The following is an 18,938-nucleotide window of genomic DNA, read 5'->3' on the forward strand; positions in this document are numbered from 1 at the left end:
TTCAAACGCGGAGTTGCGTTTTCTCTTTGGCTTCGAGATTTATTTCTTGGCGGCCGTGGCGTGCGACGGCTTGACGGGGCCGACGCTACCCAGGCTGGCCGAGCACGCCTTGCAGTACCGTTGCTTCTGGCCATTCTCGGCGAAGCGGTGACCGATCCGGACGCCGCGCTTGCAAGAGGGGCAGTAGAGCATCACGTTGGATGCGTCGATCGGCATCTCTTTGGAGAGCCGGCCCCCTTGCTGATTCTTGGCGCTCGGCTTCAGGTGCTTCCAGACTCGGTTGACCCCTTCGACGACGATCTTGTTCTTCTCGGGGAGGACGCGGAGCACCTTGGCGATCTTGCGATTCGTGGAGGTACCCTTGTCGTCGCCGGTGATGACCTCAACTTGGTCGTCTTTGCGAATTTGCATAGTCAGCTCTTAGCGGAGTCGTCGTTTGGGTGTGGGGACGCCCCACCGGTCCTCTTCCAGGCTTGGCGGGCCGCTCCCACCCTTGCGAAACGAGGAAGTTTAGACCACTTCGGAGGCCAGGCTGATGATCTTCATGAACTGGCGTTCGCGGAGCTCACGGGCGATGGCGCCGAAGATCCGGGTCCCGCGCGGGTTTTTCTCGTTGTCGATCAGGACGACGGCGTTGCGGTCGAACCTGACGTAGGAGCCGTCAATGCGGCGGGTCGAGTTGCGGACGCGGACGATCACGCAGCGGACAACGTCCCCCGCTTTGACGTCGCCACCGGGGCTGGCCTTCTTGACGCTGGCGATGATGATGTCGCCGATCCCGGCGGTGCGTCGCTTGTAGTGCGAGGCGCTACCACCGAGGACCTTGAAGCACATGACTTCCTTGGCCCCGCTGTTATCGGCGACGTCAAGCCGCGTTTGCATCTGGATCATGGGACACGCTACCTAAGGGGATGCCCGCGATTCTCTTATAAGTAGAAAGGTGGACGTGGCCCACCGATCCAAACCAAGAAAAAGGTGGACGACGTCCACCTTTTACCAACGGAATCAGGCCGGCTTCTGTGCCGCCTCGCCTTCGCCGGCCAGGGCCTGCTGGGCACCTTGCCGAACGATCCGGACGATCCGCCACCGCTTGAGCTTCGAGAGCGGGCGGGTCTCCATGATTTCAACCACGTCCCCCAGGTGCGAGACGTTCGTCTCGTCGTGCGCGTGGCAGACCGTCCGATGGCGGAGCAGCTTGCCGTACTTGGGGTGGGGGAAGAGGATTTCGACCTCGACCCGCCGGGTCTTGTTCATCTTGTCGGAAGTCACGACCCCAATCTCCGTGGTGCGCCTGGAGCGGGCGCTGGAGCTGGCGTCGGGAGTGGTTGTCGGTTGGCTCATCGCAGGTTACCGGTTCGTTTCCGAGGTTATGGGGTGGTGGCCGTGGCGACGGTTTGTTCCCGCTCGATCTCACGGAGCCGGAGGATCGTCTTGATGCGAGCGATCTCCCGTTTGGCCTTGATGATCTCGCTGGGCGCTTCGAGCCGCTCGGTCTCACTCTGGAGGCGGAGCCGGAACAGGTTCTGCTGAGTTTCTTTCAGCAGCAGGTCGAGCTGCTCATCGGTCTGTTCGCGGAGCTCGGCAGTCTTGCTCATGTTCGCTTTCTCCTGGCGGCGTCGGCTCGCGGAGTAATCGCTTTCCGATAATCTGATCGTCGAAATCCCTCGAGCCGACCTGGCGCCGAGGAGTGGAAATTATAGCGTGGGCCGCCGCGTAACGAACCGGCAGGCGACGGGAAGTTTGTGGGAAACGCGAGCGAGGGTGGCCCGGGCCAGTTCTTCGCTCACGCCACCGATCTCGTACAGGACTGTACCCGGCTTGACGACGGCTGCCCAGTACTCGACTTCTCCCTTACCTTTACCCATCCGGGTTTCGGCGGGAATCGAGGTGATGCTCTTGTGGGGGAAGATTCGGATGAAGAGCTTCCCGCCCCCCTTGACCGACTGGCTTGCGACCACGCGGCCGGCTTCAATCGTCTGGGCGCTGATCTTGCCAGGCTCGAGCGATTGAAGGCCGTACTCGCCGAAGGCGACGTAGTTGCCGCGAGTCGCGTTACCTTTTACGCGGCCTTTTTGGCTTTTTCGGTACTTGACCCGCTTGGGCATCATGGCCATCGGTGCCGCCCTCCGTCTTCAGGTAATCGCCTTGGTTGACCCACACTTTGATCCCGATATGGCCCTGCGCGGTCTTCGCTTCGTGGAAGCCGTAATCAATCTTGGCCCGGAGCGTGCTCAGGGGGATCGATCCGAGGTTGGCCGACTCGGTCCTTGACATTTCGGAGCCGCCGAGACGGCCTGACAGTTGAATCTTGACCCCGCGAGCGCCACCGTCCATGGTCTGCTCGAGCGCCCGCTTCATGGTCCGGCGGAAGCTCGACCGCTTCTGGAGCTGTTCGGCGATATCTTCGCTGATCAGCTGGGCGTCGATCTCGGGTCGGGTGACCTCGACGATCTTGACCTCGATCCGGCGGCCGGTCAGCTCTTGGAGTTCATCCTTGAGCCGGTCGACCTCGGCGCCCTTGCGGCCGATGATGATGCCCGGTCGCGCAGTGGACAGGAACACGGTCACGGCGTCGCGAGTTCGCTCGATCTCAATCTTGGGGATGCCAGCATAGCTGTACTTCCCCTTGATGAACTTGCGGATCTTGAAGTCTTCGACCAGGAGGTCGCTAAATTCGTGCTTGGAGGCGTACCAGCGACTTCGCCAGTCCTCCATGATGCCGACGCGGAATCCGGTCGGATGAGTTTTCTGGCCCATGGATCGGCGTCCTCTTGGTTAGTCGTTGTCCGAGGTCACGGGGACGGCCGCCAGGTCGGCCAGGCCGATCTCGATGTGGGCGCTCCGGCGGCGAATCATGTAAGCCATTCCTCGCGCCCGAGGCATCAGCCGTTTGAACATCGGCCCACCATCGCCGCGGGCGTCGACAACCACCAGGTCGCCGACGTTGCGGATGCCGCGATCCTCGGCGTTGGCCATCGCGCTTTTGAGGACTTGCTCGATCATCCGTGCCCCGCGGTGGGGCAGGTACTTGAGTGTATCCATGGCGTCGTCGGCATACTTGCCACGCACCAAGTCGAGGATCGGGCGAAGCTTTCGCACCGAAATTCGGGCGAAGCGATGCTTTGCGACATAATCAGATGAAGGGCTCATGGCCGGTTTCCCACGCGGTTGTTAGGCGATTACTTGCGGGCGCCCTTGGTCGACTTGCCGCCGTGGCCTTTGAAGGTCCGGGTCGGCGAGAACTCGCCGAGCTTGTGGCCGACCATATCTTCAGTCACGTACAGCTTGATGAAGTTCCGCCCGTTGTGAATGGCAAAGTTCTTGCCAATGAACTCAGGCACGATCGTGCAGGCACGGGCCCAGGTTTTGATCGGTTCGCGACTACCGTTGTTGTCGGCCCGGTAAACTTTTTCGAGCAAGCGCTCGACGACGTACGGGCCTTTCTTTAACGAACGTCCCATGAGTGTCAGGTCCCAGACCCCCTTCGGGGTCAATTGCGTGGAGATACGGAGCAAGATCTCGCGGTGGTTTCGATTCCGTTCGGCCCGGATCGGGTTGACGTCACTTCAGACAGCCCGGCCGGCCTTCGTACATGGAGACGACGACCGGCCGGAGTAAGACGGACGCGGCAAAACGCCGAGGCCGATTAGACTTTCAACTGGCCGTAGCGGACGCTGCGGCGACGACGAATGATGGCCGAGTTCGACGGCTTGCGGCGGCGGCGGGTCTTACCCCCCTTGGCCAGCTTGCCGGTGGGCGAGCACGGGTGGCGTCCACCCGATGTGCGTCCTTCACCACCACCCATCGGGTGGTCGACCGGGTTCATCGCCACGCCGCGGACGTGGGGTCGGCGTCCGAGCCAACGCTTGCGGCCCGCTTTGCCCAGCCGGACGTTCATGTGGTCGGAGTTCCCCACCACGCCGATCGTGGCGCGGCAGGCCGCCGGAATCCGGCGAACTTCCCCCGACGGGAGGGTGATTTGCGCCCAGGTCCCTTCACGGGCCGTCAAGGTCGCATAGACCCCCGCCGAGCGGCAGAGCTTGGCGCCGCCGCCGGGCTGCATCTCGAGGTTGTGGATCGAGAGGCCGGTCGGAATTTTCGAGAGTGGCAGGCAGTTGCCCACTTTCGGCTCCGCCCCGGGACCGGTATTCACGGTCATCCCGGCCTTCAATCCTTCGGGAGCGATGATGTACTTCTTCGCGCCGTCGGGATAGACGATCAGGGCGATCCGCGCTGAGCGGTTCGGGTCGTACTCGATGTGGGTGACCTGCGCCGGGATGCCGTCGCGGTCGTTGCGCCGGAAATCGATGATCCGGTACATCCGCTTGTGGCCGCCGCCGCGGTGCCGCGCGGTGATGAAACCTTGATTGTTCCGGCCGCCCGTCTTCTTGATCGGTTCGGTCAGGCTCTTTTCGGGCTTCTTGTTCTTGTCGGTCAGCTCGGAAAAGTCGCTGACCGACGCGTTCCGGCGCCCGGGGCTGGTCGGTTTGTAGTGGCGGATACCCATCGGGGTCGCGTCCTTCGCTGGACCGGTCCGGTGCTGCCCGGCCGATTGATCTCAGTCGATATCAATAAAAGTCAATTCGGTAATCTTCGTGGAGGGCAACGATCGCCTTCTTCCAGTTTCGCATACGGCCCGCTTTGAGGCGGTACCGGCGGAGCTTGCCGCGGCGGTTCTGGGTGCGGACGTCGGCCACTTTCACGTTGAACAAGACCTCAACGGCCGCCTTGATCTCGGTCTTCGTGGCCAGGGGGTTGACCTCGAAGGTGTAGGCGTTGTGCCGTTCCGAGAGGTGGGTGGCCTTCTCGGTGATCAGCGGGCGGAGCACGACCTGGTACGGTTCCAGGACCGGCCCGCTGCGCTGATATTGGGGTGGACGACGAAGCGTGACCATGAGACTCAGCTCTCCGTTGAGGCGGTCGGGGCGGGGCGGCGGACCGGCTTGTCCTTGACCCGTTCCTTGAGGGTGGCCAGCGCCTCGCGGGTCAAGAGCAGGTAACGCTGCTTGAGGATGTCGTAGGTGTTGAAGTCGGCCACCGGCGACACCTGGACCCCCTCGATGTTCCGGGCGCTCTGGTAGAAGATCGGGTCGTGCGTGGGCAAGCCGATCAAGATCGTCCGATCCTCGAGGGTGCGATCCTTCGCCTTGGCCTTGGTCTCACCGTCGGTGATGACGGCCTCGGCCTCGGTAATGTCCGGTCTGCGGATCGCCCGCAGCACCTGCACCACCTGCTTGGTCTTGGGGACCGTCGGTGCCAGGCCGTCGATGATCAGGGCTTGGCCGTCCTGAAACTTCGACAAGAGGGCCATGCGGATCGCAGCGCGAACCGCTTTTTTGGGCATCGCGTAGCTGTAGTCACGATTGCGGCGGGCGAAGGCGACACCGCCACCCACTCGCTTATTCGTCCGCTTCGATCCGGCACGGGCGTTGCCTGTGCCTTTCTGGCGGAACAGCTTCTTGCCGGAGCCGGCCACATCGGCTCGGCCACGCGTGTTCACCGTGCCGACGCGACGGTTTGCTCGGTGCATCACCACCACGTCGTGCAGGAGCTGCTTGTTGACCTCGCCGCCGAAGTCGGCCGGGTCAATCGATTCCTCCCCTACCTTTTCGCCGGCAGGGTTATACACGGGTACGGTCAGCATTGATTCGATCGCTTCACGGTTCAGGTTTGCGGATTCGATCCGTCGGTCGATTACACCTTGTTCGTCTGGCGGATCGTAAGGAAGCCGCCGTTGGGACCGGGGACTGCGCCCCGAACCAGCAACAGGTTGTTAGTGAGGTCGACCCGGACCACTTTGAGGTTTTTCACCGTGATTCGGGCGTTGCCGAACTGGCCTGGCTTTTTGATTCCCTTGCGGGTGTGAGCCGGGTCAGCACTCGGGCCTGAGGAGCCAGGGTGGCGGTGCATTCGCTTCACACCGTGCGTGGCTCGAAGCCCCTTGAAGCCGTGTCGCTTCAAGACGCCGGAGAAACCACGACCCTTGCTGGTGCCGATGACGTCGACCCGGCCGATCTCGTTGAAGACCTCGACCGTCAGGGTCTGCCCCGCGGCGACTTCCGTGGGTCCGTCTTGACGGAGCTCGCGGATAAATCGCTTCGGTTCGGCGTCCACTTTCTTAGCGTGGCCACGCGCCGCTTGGGTGGCGTTCTTTCGCTTTTTGTCAGCGTAGCCGAGTTGCACGGCGTGGTAGCCGTCCCGTTCCTCGGTCCGGACCTGAAGCACGGTACACGGGCCGCACTCCAGGACCGTGATCGGGACGGCCGTGCCGTCGGCTTCATAGATCTGTGTCATGCCGACTTTGCGGCCGAGCAATCCGACGCGCATCACAAAACTCCGTCGTCAGTCGTCCCTACCCGGGCATCCCGATGCCGCCGCCCGGCGAAGTCGTTCGCATCAATATTTGTTCTGCGGAATCATGTGAGGGCCGCAGCGACGATCGCATCGCCGCTGCTGGATGAAGTATGAGGGCCGATTCCCGTGCCCTGACTTCGTTCGACGCCGAGACCGTCACCGGGCCAAAGCCCCGTCGTTCCCCGGCCACCCCGCTCCCGGCCCTCACGCCAGCGTCCGCGGACTGATTCGATCAAGCCCCGGAGGGGGATGCCTTGATCTTGATGTCAACGCCCGCCGGTAAGCTCAGCTTGTTCAGGGCGTCAATCGTCTTGTTCGTGGGCTGAACGATGTCGATCAGCCGCTTGTGGGTCCGAATCTCGAACTGTTCCCGCGACTTCTTGTCGATGTGCGGGCTTCGGAGCACTGTGTAGCGCTCGATCCGGGTGGGAAGCGGAATCGGTCCGTGGACGATCGCCTCAGTTCGCTTGGCCGTGTCAACGATGTCCTTGGCCGATTGGTCAAGAATCGTGTGGTCGTACGCTTCCATCCGGATGCGTATCCGTTCGTTGCTGATACCCGCCACGCGTGGTTCCCTTCGCTTCCCGACGACCGCCGACCCGTCGGCCTTCCCTTGACGTACCATCACAGCCCGCATGTCACGCGGGAAAGTAAGAATGTAACGACCGTCTAGAGCGAAGTCAATGAAACTCGTGCGACTTTTTTGAGAAGAGGCTCTGGCTTGGCTTGCTTGGCCGCTCCGGGTAGGGTAATAGCACATATTGTGCGACTTGGGACGGTTGCTGGCGACGGTTTTTATGATTCTCCTTAAGCGAGCTGGTTCTCGTTTGTTGAAGAGGAGTTACCGCGTCGGTTTTGATTCCCGCCATGGGTTTATTCTGGTTGAGTTAGGTTCGCTCTGAGGCAATCTGGCATGGCCACGATCACCACTCTCTCCCGACCGGATTGGACGGTTGCCGACCTGTTTGAGCATTTCGGCCCGATTCCATTTCGGCGGATTCGGCAGGTCCCCGGTCCCGGGACCGCGACCGAGCAGGATGTCCTTGCGATCCGCGATCGCGAACGGCGGTTGTTTGAACTCGTCGATGGGGTTCTTGTGGAGAAGGCTGTGGGGATTCAGGAATCCTACCTGGCGATCTTGATTGCGGGTCTCTTGGGCGATTTTGCTGCGCGGGGCGACCTGGGGATGGTGCTAGGAGCCGATGGTATGGCGCGTCTCGCATCCGGTCTCGTGCGGATCCCCGACGTGTCGTTCATTTCGTGGGATCGGCTTCCCGGCCGCCGCGTTCCTTCCACTCCGTTCCTGGATATCGCCCCCGACCTTGCCGTGGAGGTTTTGAGCCCGAGTAACACGGCGCGGGAGATGGACCGCAAGCTTCTGGAATACTTCCAGGCGGGTGTCCGCCTCGTCTGGTATGTCGATCCTGCGGCAAGGACGGTCCGAGTTTTCTCCACGCCCGGTGAAGGGCTTGTCTTGGGCGAAGATCAGGAGCTCGACGGCAGTCCCGTTCTGACCGGGTTGAGGATTCCGCTTCGACCGCTCTTTGCGCGTCTGGGACCCAGGCCGACACCCTGATTCCTTTTCGGTCATGGTGAGCGGGAGGACAACTCCCCCCTGCCCTTGCCAGAGCGTTCGCTTCATCATGGCGAACGCTCTGGGGACCACTCGCGGCAAGGACCACCCTTGGGCGGATTAACCCCCGGCGAGGCTCTCGAGCATGCTGTCGGGGGCGGCGGCGTACTCGAGCGGTTCCATGCTGTAGCTGGCGCGGCCTTGGCTGAGGCTGCGGACGGCCGTCGAGTAGCCGAACATCTTCTCGAGGGGGGCGCGGGCCTCGACGACCATCAGCTTGCCGCGGGTGAACGTCTTGTCGATCAGGGCGCGGCGGCTCGAGAGGTCGCCCGTGATGTTGCCCAGGTAGTCTTCCGGGGTGACGACCTCGAGCTTCATGATTGGCTCGAGGAGGACGGCCCCTGCCTCCTGGACCGCCTTGCTCAGGGCGTCGGCCGCGGCGAACCGGAAGGCGTGTTCGTTGGAGTCGACGTCATGGGTGTCACCGTCGATCAAGGTCACCTTGAGGTCGACCAAGGGGAAGCCAGTACGGCCCCCTGACTTGGCCTCTTCGCGGATCCCGGCCTCGATCGCGCCCAGGAACTCGCCGGGGATCACGCCCCCCTTGAGTCGATTGACGAACGCGAGGACGGGCGCTCCCTTGGGCTGGGTTTCGGGCTCGAGGTCGATCGTGACCTTGGCGTAGAGCCCCGACCCGCCGGTCTGGCGGATGCAGACCCCTTGGATGCGCTTGACCGCCTTCTTGATCGTTTCGCGGTAGCTGACCCGAGGCCGGCCGACGTGGACCTTGAGCTTGAAGTCGCGGATCATCCGGTTCTTGAGGATCTCCAGGTGGAGCTCTCCCATCCCCGAGATCAGGGTTTGCCCGGTTTCTTCGTTGACCTTGTACGAGAAGGTCGGGTCTTCGCGGGCCAGGGCCCCCAGGGTGTCGGCGAGCTTCCCCTTGTCGGACGAGCTGACCGGCTCGATCGACATGCTGATGACCGTCTCGGGGAACTCGATTTTCTCGAGCAGGATCGGGTGCGCGGAGTCGCAGAGGGTGTCACCGGTGACCGAGTCCTTGAGGCCGACCACGCCGACGATGTCCCCCGACTCGGCCCGTTCGACCTTCTCGCGGTCGTCCGCGCGGATGTGGTAGAGCCGCGAGCAGTTTTCCTTCTTGTCGCGCCCGGGGTTGTACACCCGGCTCCCTGACTTCAACTCGCCCGAGTAGATCCGGACGAAGGAGAGGTCGCCGTGCTGGTCGTTCGTGATCTTGAAGACGAGGCCGCAGAACGGTTCGTTGGGGCTCGGCTTGCGGACGATCTCGGTCCCCTTCTTGGGGTGGTGTCCGACGACGGGCGGCCGGTCGAGTGGGCTCGGAAGATAGGCGGAGACTGCGTTCAAGAGCTGCTGGACGCCCACGTATTTGAAGCTCGAGCCACAGAGGACCGGTTGCGCCTGCCCTGTCAGAGCCGCCCGGCGAAGTCCGGCAATGATCTGCTCCTCGGTCAGCTCGGCCCCTTCGAGGTGAGCCATGTAGGCTTCGGCGAACGGCTCGTCGAAGTCGGCCAGGGAGTCGATCATCCGCTCCCGCCAGAGCTGGGCGTTGGGGAGCAGCGCCTCGGGGATTTCCCCCTCGGTGAAGGTTGAGCCGAGATCCTCGGTCGTGAAATGGAGGGCCTTCATCGTGATCAGGTCGATGAGCCCTTGGAATTCGCCCATCGTCCCTTCGGGGCCGGCGCCGATCGGGATCTGGATCGGGATCGGGTGGCTTTCGAGCCGGTCCTGGATCTCGGCGAAGACGCGGTCGAACTCCGCGCCGATGCGGTCCATCTTGTTGATGAAGCAGAGCCGCGGCACGTGATACTTGGTCGCCTGCCGCCAGACGGTTTCGCTCTGCGCCTCAACTCCCTCGACGGCCGAGAAGATGACCACCGCGCCGTCGAGGACGCGGAGCGACCGCTCGACCTCGGCGGTGAAGTCGACGTGGCCGGGGGTGTCGATGATGTTGATCGTCACGTCCTTCCAGCGGCAGGTGATGGCCGCGGCGACGATCGTGATCCCGCGTTCGCGTTCTTCCTCGAGGTAGTCGGTCGTCGTGGACCCTTTGTCCACGTCCCCCATCCGGTGGATCTCGCCCGTGTAATAGAGGATCCGCTCGGTCGTGGTCGTCTTGCCGGCGTCGATGTGCGCAATGATGCCGATGTTTCGGATCGATTGCAGATGCGCTGGGTCGCTGGTGTCCATGGTGGCTATCCGTTGCGTTGCGTGAAAAACGGGCTGGGAGCCGGGTCGGTGGGTTCGATTCGACAACGCTCTAGCTTAACCGGGTTGAGGTCAAAACACAGCGCAAGTCACAAACCGAGGCGGGATGCCCTTCCGATTCTTTCGAGGGTTGGGGCCGTTGTCACCGCGGGCGACCCGCGGAGAAGAGGACCCTTCCAAGGCCGATCGTCCATCCCGCCCGACTCGATAGAAAATGAGGTGTGGTAGAAATTACGCAGTTCACGAACAACAGTTCATAGGTGCGTGAGATTTTAGAGTCCTTGGGCGAGTTATATTGCCGTGTCCAAAGGGTGGAACCTGGCGAACTGCGAACAAACATTCACTACATGCAGTCCGACTACGTAACTCCTATGTGTGAATCCTACTCTACACTTTTTGTGATTTAATTCATTCGGACTCGCTGTCGCTTATTCGCGACGACTTGGAGCGGCGACGCGACCACGTGACGAGGGCAGCGAGCCAAATCGCGAGCGAGATGACCACGGCGAAAAGGTACGCCGGCAACCAAGCCGGACCGGATCATTCCAGCTCTACGGGCAGAAGGTCATCAATGCGGTACAAGACCTTCGTGGCGCCCGCCCACGCCGCGTCGCGTGCCCTCCGACCTTTCCCGCTTGCAACCCGCCGGGCCGCTGTGGTTTGATGGGAGCGAACCGAGGATATGCACACGTTGTCGATATTTATGAGGTAGCCCGGTGGCGATTAATTTGGAGACCCAGGACCTGCGGCGCCTGGCGCAGATCGTCTCGAAACTGGCATGGTTCGAGAATAGCGCACGCGAACGCCGCCAATTCGTCGAGATGGCATTAGGGTCGACGCCAAGGGCCGAGACGCTCCGAGGCCAGTTGGGACTCGACACCCCGCCGGCAATCGCCTCCGTCGAGGTGATCACGAAGCTGGCCCGATTCGGGCAGGTGGAATACGGCAAGGAGGCGCTGGGTGTCTTCCTCAACGCCGTCATCGGCGAGGTCGGCGTCGAGATCCAGGGCGAGATCCGCTCGCTGTTCGACAAGTATCCCCTGGATGCCGCCGTCTCCATTAAGGCGATGGACGGATCGGCGTGGCAGGGCGAGGCCGACGGCCCCTCGAGCCTGAAATTCCGCGAACTCATCCTCGACGAGAATACGCTCTACCCGATCCATATCCTCCAGCGGGCGATTGAGGCCTCGCACTCGGTCAATCGCGTCGTGGTCTCCAACGGGAACCATCAATGGACCGGCACGGGATTCCTCGTCGCACCCGATCTGATCATGACCAATCATCATGTGATCAGGACGGCGGAGCAGGCCCGCGGGTCGACCTTCGTCTTCAACTTCGAACTCGACACGGACTGTGCGCCCAAGCCGGTCACCGTCGCAAGCTCCGTGGAGGGGGGGCTGTTCTACGCGAATGAGACCCTGGACTTCGCCGTCGTCCAGGTTGCCAGCGTGGAGTCAGCCCGCTCCCCGCTGAAACTTGGGGGGAATCCGTCCCGTCGCGGCGACGCTGTGACGATCATCGGCCATCCCAACGGACACCTCAAGCAGATCTCCTTGCGTAATAACGCCGTCGAGTTCGCCGACGCGACGGTCATCCAGTACACCGCGAGCACCGAGCCGGGCTCGTCCGGTTCACCGATTCTCGACCTCAACGGGCCGACCGTCGTTGGGATCCACCACTCGAGCCAGTTTGTTGACATCCCGGGGAGTCCGTCGCGAGTTCTGCGCAACGCCGGCACGGCCATGGGAGCCATCCTGGCCGACCTGAAAGACAAAGCCCCGTCTATCCTCGCGAAGCTGTGAGGGCAAATCCATGTTCGCATTCTTCCGGATGCTTCGCACCCAGATCAAAGACTTCTTCGGGAGGCGACCGACCAGACTCCGCCGCATCCCGACGTATCCATTCCCGGCCTATCCTGGTGCCAGGATCATTGAGGAGGTCAAGCGGTTCCACCTCGTGCAAGAGGGGGATTCCGGTCGCAAATCGCTCCTGGAATTGGTTCTAGGAGGTGACCAGTTCGAGCAGTTGAGGGGCCGAGTCACGATCGAAGGCCCTCCCGAAATCTTCGCGAGCGGCCTCGTCCGCTGCCTGTACCAATACGACCGATCCAACGTCAGGTTCACGGTAGTCGACCTGCTGGAATTCATGAAGCGGGGTGTGGGCGAGGATCAGCAGTCGCGGCTCTCGGACCTGATCGCGGAATACACCGCCTACCGCAAGGCCACCCTCGCACGCATCGTCCCCGACCCGCGGCTGGGACTCAGGCCATTCCTGCCGCATGCTTACCTTTCTTTCAGCCTCGTCGGGCTCCTGACCTACTGGGCCACCCGGCCCGAGCTGCTCTCGATCGTCGACGTCTGGCCGCCCAAGTACCACGACAAGCTCGCCAGGGACCCGATGGTCTTCGTGATCTTCAACAAGCCGGTGAAGCCGGATGCCAAACTGATCCTTAAGCCGACCACGTCCGGCCCGAAGAGCACCAAGACTTCGAAGGATGTCGCGAACGGAGAGGGATCCGACCGGAAGAAGGACGCGGGAGGCGACACCGCCTCATCGGGAAACTCGCCGGGGAGCATCCTCCCGGAAAAACTCCCGGAGGGCGTGTCGGCCAGTCGCATTCTGACGTTCCACGCCAAGGGGCTCAGATGCGGCACAACATACCGGGTGACGCTCGAAGGAGTCAAGAACGAGCGGGGCGAGACCATCCCGCTCGCCGAGTGCGAGTGGGGCTACACCTCGGCGCAAGGCCACGATCAACCGCCGGAGTTCCACAAATGGTCGATCCTCGACAAAACCGAATCCGGGCTCTTCCCGCTCCGGCCGAAGATTAAGGTCTACTTCAATGCGCCGGTCGTGAGCGGCGATTACGAGCTGGCCAAAGTCGTCGAAGGGAAGGTATTGTCCCCCCTGGTGGCGGAAGGCAGGCTGTCGCTCGAACAGAATCGATTCTCTTCAAAATACCTTTTTATTGACACGAACAATTATGGGAAGCTCGAACCCGGGACCGAGTACGAACTGAAGGTGTACGGTGTGTCCGACGAGTACGGGAACAAGTTGGAGGCTGTCGCGGACCCGTATCGGTTCAAGACGGTCGCCCTCGCGGGGACCGCCGAAAGCCCCGTCTCGTTTCAGGATCTGATCAAGGAACGAGCGACTCAACCATGGACGATCTCGAGATACGAAGGGAAACTCATCCGATGGACGGGGACGGTCATCGACTTTCCGGCGGAGATGATTATCCTCCTCGGGGACCAGTGTGATGAGTGCCTGAAAAGCCCGAACTTCTCCCATACGGCGACCTTCCGCTGGCACGACGACCACACGTTCCCCCTTGGCTTGAAAAAGGGCGCGAGCATCTGTTTAGAGGGGACATTACGGCCTAACAACACCTCGCAAAACTTCGTAGTTTGGCCCGCAGAATGGTCGTCTTGCCGATAGCTTGCCCGACGGCATCTTCTCGGCTGACGAGGGTCCGCTAGTCCGCCAGTAATTCGACCCGGGAGCCGCTTCGTCGGGACGTATCTCGGGGAAGGAGGTGTCTCCACGACACCTCCCCCCATGGTTTGAGCGAACCCGGTCCCTGAGCGGTGGAGGCGTTCCGGTCGTCGCATCTCGCCAGAGCTTATTTGTCAACCTTTGTATCGAGCTTCTTCTCCAGTTCGTTCTTGAACTCGACCGCCTTGGCATCGGCCGTGGTCGCCTTCGTGTCGGCCGCGGTCGCCTTTTTGTCGGCGGTGGTCGCCGTCCCATTTACGACGCCAAGGTTCGCCTGTAACTGGAGGACCAGCTGTCGAAGCGCCTCCAATTCCGGATCTGACTCGGGAGCCACCGCCCGAGGCACGGATTGGGCAACCACGGTGGTCCCGTCGGACATCCTTGTGAGTATTCCATACTTAAGCTGGCCCGAACCGTCGTAATAGTAGCCGTAGTAATTACAGACCGCTGTCGCCGGCTGTGGGGGGCGGGTGTTGCCTACGTGGTGGAACAGGCGGGACAGAGGCCCCGCTGCCTCGACGTTGGACGCCGGCAACAATGTTCCCGCGAAGCATGTCAACGCGCCGATCAAGATTCGCACTCTCATTTTCGAGCACCCTCCTTCGAAACGGTCCTTGAACCGTGACAAGAAATGAAAAATGGGGGCTTTGGGCAAATTGAATAATAAAAAACGGGCGAGATGATGTCAAGAAATTCATTCCCAGATCAGGTAAGACCGTGGGAGGTCGCCACAAAGCCGCATGCGTCAAATGTGGCATGCATCATAGTGAGCAGGAGGGCGCTAAAGAGTCTGCGTCGTGTAAGCATTCCGTTGCGTTTAGATTGTACTGCCATAAATCTCGGTCACGCGGCATCCTGCTGGGGTTCGAGCGTGACTTTATGACCCGGTTTCTCCACCCGCTTGACGAGTGAGCCGCTCCGGCTCGTGGTGGTCCAGGACGTCGGCTCCCAGTTCGACATACGTGGTCTGCCGCTTCAGTTAGTTATGCCGCCCTGTGGCATCCAGAGATCATGAAAGCGGCACGGGTCGACCATGTCATGAATCGAGTGACTCGACCTCGGATCGGAGGTCGTTGTTCTTTGGTGCTTCGAGCCTGTAGGGCAGTTTGACCCGGACACCGCCACGAACCCGAGATTGTCGCCCTCACCGGTTGCGGAGCACGCATGAAAGACTGTTGTCCCGTACGATGTCCTCCGACGTGGGGTCGCCTCAGGAGGCGAACATGGAGACGATCTATCCTCGCTGTGCCGGACTCGACGTCCAGAAGCTGACCGTCGTGGCGTGTGTGCGACGGGCCGAGCCCGCGAGTCGGTCCAGACCTTCGGCACCATGACCGGCGAACTGTTGGCTCTGTTCGACTGGCTGGCCGAACACGGCGTGATGGAATCGACCGGGGGTCTTCTGGAAGCCAATCTTCAAGATCTTGGAGAGGCACTTCGAGGTGCTTCTGGTCAACCCGCAGCACATCAAGCAGGTCCCGGGGCGTAAGACCGACGTCAAGGACTGCCAGTGGATCGCCCAGTTGCTCCAGCACGGCCTGTTGCGGGGCAGTTTCGTACCGCCGAAGTCGATCCGCGAGTTGCGCGCCTTGACGAGGCAGCGGAGTCAGTTGGTGGCGGAGAAGGCCGCGGTGGCCAACCGGATCCAGAAGACTCTGGAGGATGCCAACATCAAGTTCAACTCGGTGGCCTCCGACGTGTTGGGCGTCTCCGGAAGAGCGATGATCCGTGTCCCGATCGCCGGCCAGGAGGATTCGGACGAACTGGCCGAGTTGGCCCGCCAACGGTTGCGACGGAAGTTGCCCGCGTTCCGGACGGCGTTGCAGGGGCCGATCACCGAACATCACCTCTTCATGTTACGGATGTTGATGATCCAGTTGGACCCCCTGGAGGGGCTGATCGCGGGGTTCAGCGCAAGGATCGAGGCCGTGATGCCCCCATTTGCCGCGGCGGTGGAGCGACTGACGACGATCCCAGGGGTGGACCAGCGGATGGCGGAGAGTCTCGTCGCCGAGATCGGGAGTGACATGGAGCGATACCCGAGGGCGGATCACCTGGCCTCGTGGGCGGTGATGAGCCCGGGCAACGATCAGAGCGTCGGGAAACGGCGGAGCGGCCGGACGACCAAAGGCGATCGTTGGCGGCGCCAGACGCTCACCCAAGTGGCTGGAGAAACCGGGACATAAAGTCACGCTTGAACCCCAGCAGGACGCCGCGTGACCGAGGTTTTCATGGCAGTACAGAATCCCCTAACGCCGCGAGTCAATTTCGGAGTAACCTGGGGCGTCGAGTCGTTGGCCTGAAGCTTCGCCATTGGGATGCCCGTCAATGCAACTTCGCAGATCCCTCCGTCCCTGCTCATCAACCCGCCACCTCACTTTCTCGTTTCATGATGTGAGAGGCCGATGGAGGGGCGCCGCCCTTTTGCTTGGTCTCCTCGGCTTCGCACTGATCGCCCCCCACCGGGTTCCCGGCGTGGAACCAGGTCGAGCCGCGAAGGCCGCCGACCTGGAGCGAACGCTCCGGGCGATCGTCGAACCGGCCGGCGAGGTGGCGGTGGTTTACACCAACCTTGCCGATGGCGAGCAAGTCTTCATCAAAGGAGATGAGCGAATTCACCCGGCGAGCACCATGAAGGTGCCGGTCATGATGGAGGTCTTCCGCCAGGCCGAGCTGGGAACGCTTGCCCTTGATGGCGGGATCCGACTCAAAAATGACTTCGTCAGTATCGCTGATGGGAGCCGGTTCACTCTCGATGTCGCGGAGGACTCCGAGAAGACGCTCTACCGCCACCTGGGGGAGGAGCGACCCGTCCGCGAACTCGTCCGGCTGATGATTACCGAGAGCAGCAACCTGGCCACGAACCTCTTGATTGAACGCGTGACGGCGCCGCGTGTGTCGGAATTGATGAAGGCGATGGGCGCGGGGGATGTCCGCGTGCTCCGCGGAGTTGAAGACAACCGCGCCTTTGAACGCGGTCTCAACAACGAGACGACCGCCCGGGGACTGGCGACGATCCTTCAGCAACTGGCCGCGCGTCGGGTCGTCTCGGTCAAGGCGTCGGAGGAGATGTTGGCCATCCTTCGCGGCCAGAAGTTTAATGAGGGAATTCCGGCGGGCTTGCCCGCGGGCGTACCCGTGGCTCACAAGACCGGGTCGATCACGGCCATCGCTCACGACGCCGGGGTCATCGAGCCCGCCGGTCGTGCGCCTTATGTCCTGGTCGTGTTGACCCGAGGGATCAAGGACTCCGCGAAGGCCCATGAGCTCATCGCGCGGGTTTCTCGCGTGGTATACGAACATACGCTCGGCCAATGACCTGAGTGTGTGGCTCGGCGTGCCACCAACGAAAAGCGAGGGGGTTTGGCTTGTCCAAATCCCCCTCGCCTTATTTTTTCAACTCCGCTGTTCCGCTCCGCTGGGGAGCGAGTGTCACCAGCGGCGGCCGCCACCGCCGTACCAGCCGCGGTTGCCGCCGCGGGGACCGTAATAGGGGCGGGGGCCGAACTGCCGGGAGCCGTAGAAGCCAGGGCGACCGTAGACGTAAGGCAAGGGCCTGACGGGAATCGGGCGGTAGACCGGCGTGAGCGGTACGACCGGTGCGTAGCTGGGGTAAGCCGCGTATGGGGTGCCCAGGCCGACGCTCACTCCAGGCGTGGTGACGATGAGCTGAGCCTTGGCGTTCTCCGCGCCGGCGGTCACCAGACCACCCAGGGCCACGAGGCTTGTCAGAGTCAGGGTGCGCAGTCTCGATCGCATCGTTCGCTCCTCTGCGAAGGGCCGGAAATCCGTCGGAGTCCGATCCGACAAGAAATCCGGCCGTTGGAACACCAACTTTAGGGAATCCCTACCTCGGATTTCAAGGTCGGGACGGTCACGGCAAACGCCCAGGGCTCAACCCAGGCAAGGGAAGCGACCTTGGTGCGATTACCATGCCCAAGTCCCCGACACTGTTCTCTTATTTTGAATACGGTAAAAATGGGACGACTGTGAGGTTTCGTTGTCCGAGAATGAAAAACGAGTCTCTCTCTGTTCAGAAAGAGAATGACATGTCAAAGCGGCGTGATTTTTTGCGGGACATCACCCTGGGAATCGCGGCGTACGGGGCCGGTGCGAGTCGTGGGTTGGCGCAAGAGGCGGGGGACAAGCCGCCGAATTCGTCATCCAGGGGCGGCGAGGGGCCCGCGGTGGTTCGCGCGAGCGAGGCGATTGGCCGAGTGCTTGCTCCGATCCGCGAGCAGCATCACCTGCCCGGGCTGGTCGGTGGGTTGGTCCAGGGAGGCCGTCTCGAATCGATCGGCGTCGTGGGCGTCCGCAAGGTTGGCTCCCCTACCCTGTTCCGGGTGAGCGACCAGGTCCATATCGGCTCGGACACGAAGGCGATGACGGCCACGATGATCGGCTCGCTCGTCGATGACGGGAAACTGAGCTGGGGGGCAACGATCGGCGAGGTCTTCCCCGCGCGGGCCAAGCAGATCGATCCCGGTTTCCGGGGAGTAACGCTCTGGGATCTCCTGACCCACCGCGCCGGCCTGCCGGCGAACGGCCCGTGGGGGATGCTTGGGGCGAAGCGATCGACGACCGAGCAGCGGAAAGTGCTCATGGCCGGGATGCTCCAGAGCGCTCCGTTGACCAAACCAGGAACGAAGTTCGCCTATTCGAACGTCGGCTACGCCTTGGCGGGGCACATGGCCGAGCAGGCGACGGGTCGGTCGTGGGAAATGTTGATGCGGCAGCGGCTCTTCGAGCCGCTCAAGATGACCTCGGCGGGGTTCGGGCCTCCTGGGACGAAGGGAGAGGTGGACCAGCCTTGGGGCCATGTCGCGAAAGGCGAGAGCTTTGTACCGCGGCAGGAGGACAATGCCCCGGCGCTGGGACCCGCCGGTACGGTTCACTGCACGGTGGCCGATTGGGCCCAGTTCGCCATCCTTCACATGCGGGCTGCGCAAGGGAAGCCTCGTCTGCTGAAGGCGGAGACGTTTGAAAAGCTCCAGACCCCACCACCCGGTTCGGAGTACGCCGGAGGCTGGATGATCGTCGACCGTCCCTGGGCGGGGGGCCGCGCCCTGACGCATTCGGGAAGCAACACGATGTGGTATGCCACGATCTGGATCGCTCCGAAACGCGATTTCGCGGTCCTGGTCGCGACCAACGCCGGTGGTGACGGTGTCAGCAAGGCCTGCGACGCGGCGATCACGGCCCTCGTGGAGCTCCATGAGGCCGGCGCCTAAGCCGTTGGTCTCGGTGTGTTTTTTTTGATTTTCTGATG

At 62.2% G+C, this 18,938-nt stretch carries 21 protein-coding genes and 1 pseudogene; 6 read left to right on the forward strand and 16 right to left on the reverse strand.

What is annotated here, in order from left to right:
* Positions 1–39: 39 nt before the first annotated feature.
* The 13 genes from rplX to rpsJ all read right to left on the reverse strand — a co-directional run bounded on the left by rplX (position 40) and on the right by rpsJ (position 6,919).
* Positions 40–411: a 50S ribosomal protein L24 gene (gene rplX, locus BUS42_RS22275; RefSeq protein ID WP_074309805.1), complete on the reverse strand. Its 372-nt coding sequence runs from the start codon at positions 409–411 to the stop codon at positions 40–42.
* 99 nt (positions 412–510) lie between these two features.
* The gene (gene rplN / locus BUS42_RS22280) at positions 511–891 is read right to left on the reverse strand and encodes a 50S ribosomal protein L14 (protein ID WP_015244095.1); all 381 of its coding nucleotides are present in this window, start codon (positions 889–891) and stop codon (positions 511–513) included.
* 114 nt (positions 892–1,005) lie between these two features.
* Positions 1,006–1,341: a 30S ribosomal protein S17 gene (rpsQ, locus tag BUS42_RS22285; protein WP_074309807.1), complete on the reverse strand. Its 336-nt coding sequence runs from the start codon at positions 1,339–1,341 to the stop codon at positions 1,006–1,008.
* Positions 1,342–1,367: 26 nt separating this feature from the next.
* On the reverse strand, positions 1,368–1,595 hold the full coding sequence (gene rpmC / locus BUS42_RS22290) for a 50S ribosomal protein L29 (protein ID WP_074309808.1): 228 nt from the start codon (positions 1,593–1,595) through the stop codon (positions 1,368–1,370).
* A 99-nt stretch (positions 1,596–1,694) separates the two neighbouring features.
* The gene (rplP, locus tag BUS42_RS22295) at positions 1,695–2,114 is read right to left on the reverse strand and encodes a 50S ribosomal protein L16 (protein ID WP_074309810.1); all 420 of its coding nucleotides are present in this window, start codon (positions 2,112–2,114) and stop codon (positions 1,695–1,697) included.
* A complete protein-coding gene (rpsC, locus tag BUS42_RS22300) occupies positions 2,053–2,757 on the reverse strand; it encodes a 30S ribosomal protein S3 (protein WP_015244099.1) in 705 nt (234 codons plus the stop codon). Before rpsC ends, rplP begins: the two co-directional genes overlap by 62 nt.
* Positions 2,758–2,775: 18 nt before the next feature.
* Positions 2,776–3,150 carry a 50S ribosomal protein L22 gene (gene rplV / locus BUS42_RS22305; RefSeq protein WP_015244100.1) on the reverse strand — a complete coding sequence of 125 codons (375 nt, stop codon included), beginning with the start codon at positions 3,148–3,150 and terminating at the stop codon, positions 2,776–2,778.
* 29 nt (positions 3,151–3,179) lie between these two features.
* Positions 3,180–3,461 (reverse strand): 30S ribosomal protein S19, encoded by a 282-nt coding sequence (gene rpsS / locus BUS42_RS22310; protein ID WP_015244101.1) that lies wholly within the window; start codon positions 3,459–3,461, stop codon positions 3,180–3,182.
* 185 nt (positions 3,462–3,646) lie between these two features.
* Positions 3,647–4,507: a 50S ribosomal protein L2 gene (rplB, locus tag BUS42_RS22315; RefSeq protein WP_074309812.1), complete on the reverse strand. Its 861-nt coding sequence runs from the start codon at positions 4,505–4,507 to the stop codon at positions 3,647–3,649.
* A 61-nt stretch (positions 4,508–4,568) separates the two neighbouring features.
* Positions 4,569–4,895: a 50S ribosomal protein L23 gene (gene rplW / locus BUS42_RS22320; protein ID WP_015244103.1), complete on the reverse strand. Its 327-nt coding sequence runs from the start codon at positions 4,893–4,895 to the stop codon at positions 4,569–4,571.
* Between the two features lie 5 nt (positions 4,896–4,900).
* The gene (gene rplD, locus BUS42_RS22325) at positions 4,901–5,644 is read right to left on the reverse strand and encodes a 50S ribosomal protein L4 (protein ID WP_074309814.1); all 744 of its coding nucleotides are present in this window, start codon (positions 5,642–5,644) and stop codon (positions 4,901–4,903) included.
* A 50-nt stretch (positions 5,645–5,694) separates the two neighbouring features.
* Positions 5,695–6,327 carry a 50S ribosomal protein L3 gene (rplC, locus tag BUS42_RS22330; RefSeq protein ID WP_074309816.1) on the reverse strand — a complete coding sequence of 211 codons (633 nt, stop codon included), beginning with the start codon at positions 6,325–6,327 and terminating at the stop codon, positions 5,695–5,697.
* A 259-nt stretch (positions 6,328–6,586) separates the two neighbouring features.
* Positions 6,587–6,919: a 30S ribosomal protein S10 gene (gene rpsJ, locus BUS42_RS22335; RefSeq protein ID WP_015244106.1), complete on the reverse strand. Its 333-nt coding sequence runs from the start codon at positions 6,917–6,919 to the stop codon at positions 6,587–6,589.
* A gap of 348 nt (positions 6,920–7,267) precedes the next feature.
* Here rpsJ and BUS42_RS22340 point away from each other — a divergent pair, with 348 nt between their 5' ends.
* A complete protein-coding gene (locus tag BUS42_RS22340) occupies positions 7,268–7,930 on the forward strand; it encodes a Uma2 family endonuclease (protein WP_074309818.1) in 663 nt (220 codons plus the stop codon).
* 117 nt (positions 7,931–8,047) lie between these two features.
* Here the strand turns inward: BUS42_RS22340 and fusA are convergent, their stop codons facing one another.
* Entirely contained in the window at positions 8,048–10,156 is a 2,109-nt protein-coding gene (fusA, locus tag BUS42_RS22345; RefSeq protein WP_074309820.1) for an elongation factor G, read from the reverse strand.
* A 734-nt stretch (positions 10,157–10,890) separates the two neighbouring features.
* On the opposite strand from fusA, the gene BUS42_RS22350 reads away from it, so the two are divergent.
* Positions 10,891–11,976, forward strand: coding sequence for a trypsin-like peptidase domain-containing protein (locus BUS42_RS22350; protein WP_074309822.1), 1,086 nt, complete (start codon positions 10,891–10,893; stop codon positions 11,974–11,976).
* Between the two features lie 10 nt (positions 11,977–11,986).
* A complete protein-coding gene (locus BUS42_RS22355) occupies positions 11,987–13,612 on the forward strand; it encodes a hypothetical protein (RefSeq protein ID WP_074309824.1) in 1,626 nt (541 codons plus the stop codon).
* 184 nt (positions 13,613–13,796) lie between these two features.
* Here BUS42_RS22355 and BUS42_RS42945 read toward each other — a convergent pair whose 3' ends face one another.
* Positions 13,797–14,255 (reverse strand): hypothetical protein, encoded by a 459-nt coding sequence (locus tag BUS42_RS42945; RefSeq protein ID WP_143206431.1) that lies wholly within the window; start codon positions 14,253–14,255, stop codon positions 13,797–13,799.
* Positions 14,256–15,075: 820 nt separating this feature from the next.
* Here BUS42_RS42945 and BUS42_RS22370 point away from each other — a divergent pair.
* Positions 15,076–15,855: pseudogene (locus BUS42_RS22370) on the forward strand (IS110 family transposase); the annotation flags it as partial.
* Positions 15,856–16,093: 238 nt separating this feature from the next.
* Positions 16,094–16,987: a serine hydrolase gene (locus BUS42_RS22375; RefSeq protein ID WP_254053667.1), complete on the forward strand. Its 894-nt coding sequence runs from the start codon at positions 16,094–16,096 to the stop codon at positions 16,985–16,987.
* A 114-nt stretch (positions 16,988–17,101) separates the two neighbouring features.
* Here BUS42_RS22375 and BUS42_RS22380 read toward each other — a convergent pair whose 3' ends face one another.
* On the reverse strand, positions 17,102–17,428 hold the full coding sequence (locus BUS42_RS22380; RefSeq protein WP_074311355.1) for a hypothetical protein: 327 nt from the start codon (positions 17,426–17,428) through the stop codon (positions 17,102–17,104).
* A 290-nt stretch (positions 17,429–17,718) separates the two neighbouring features.
* Between BUS42_RS22380 and BUS42_RS22385 the strand changes: the two genes are divergently transcribed.
* Positions 17,719–18,900 carry a serine hydrolase domain-containing protein gene (locus BUS42_RS22385; RefSeq protein WP_074309834.1) on the forward strand — a complete coding sequence of 394 codons (1,182 nt, stop codon included), beginning with the start codon at positions 17,719–17,721 and terminating at the stop codon, positions 18,898–18,900.
* Positions 18,901–18,938: the final 38 nt, after the last annotated feature.

It is taken from the genome of Singulisphaera sp. GP187 (assembly GCF_900129635.1).
GTDB lineage: Bacteria > Planctomycetota > Planctomycetia > Isosphaerales > Isosphaeraceae > Singulisphaera.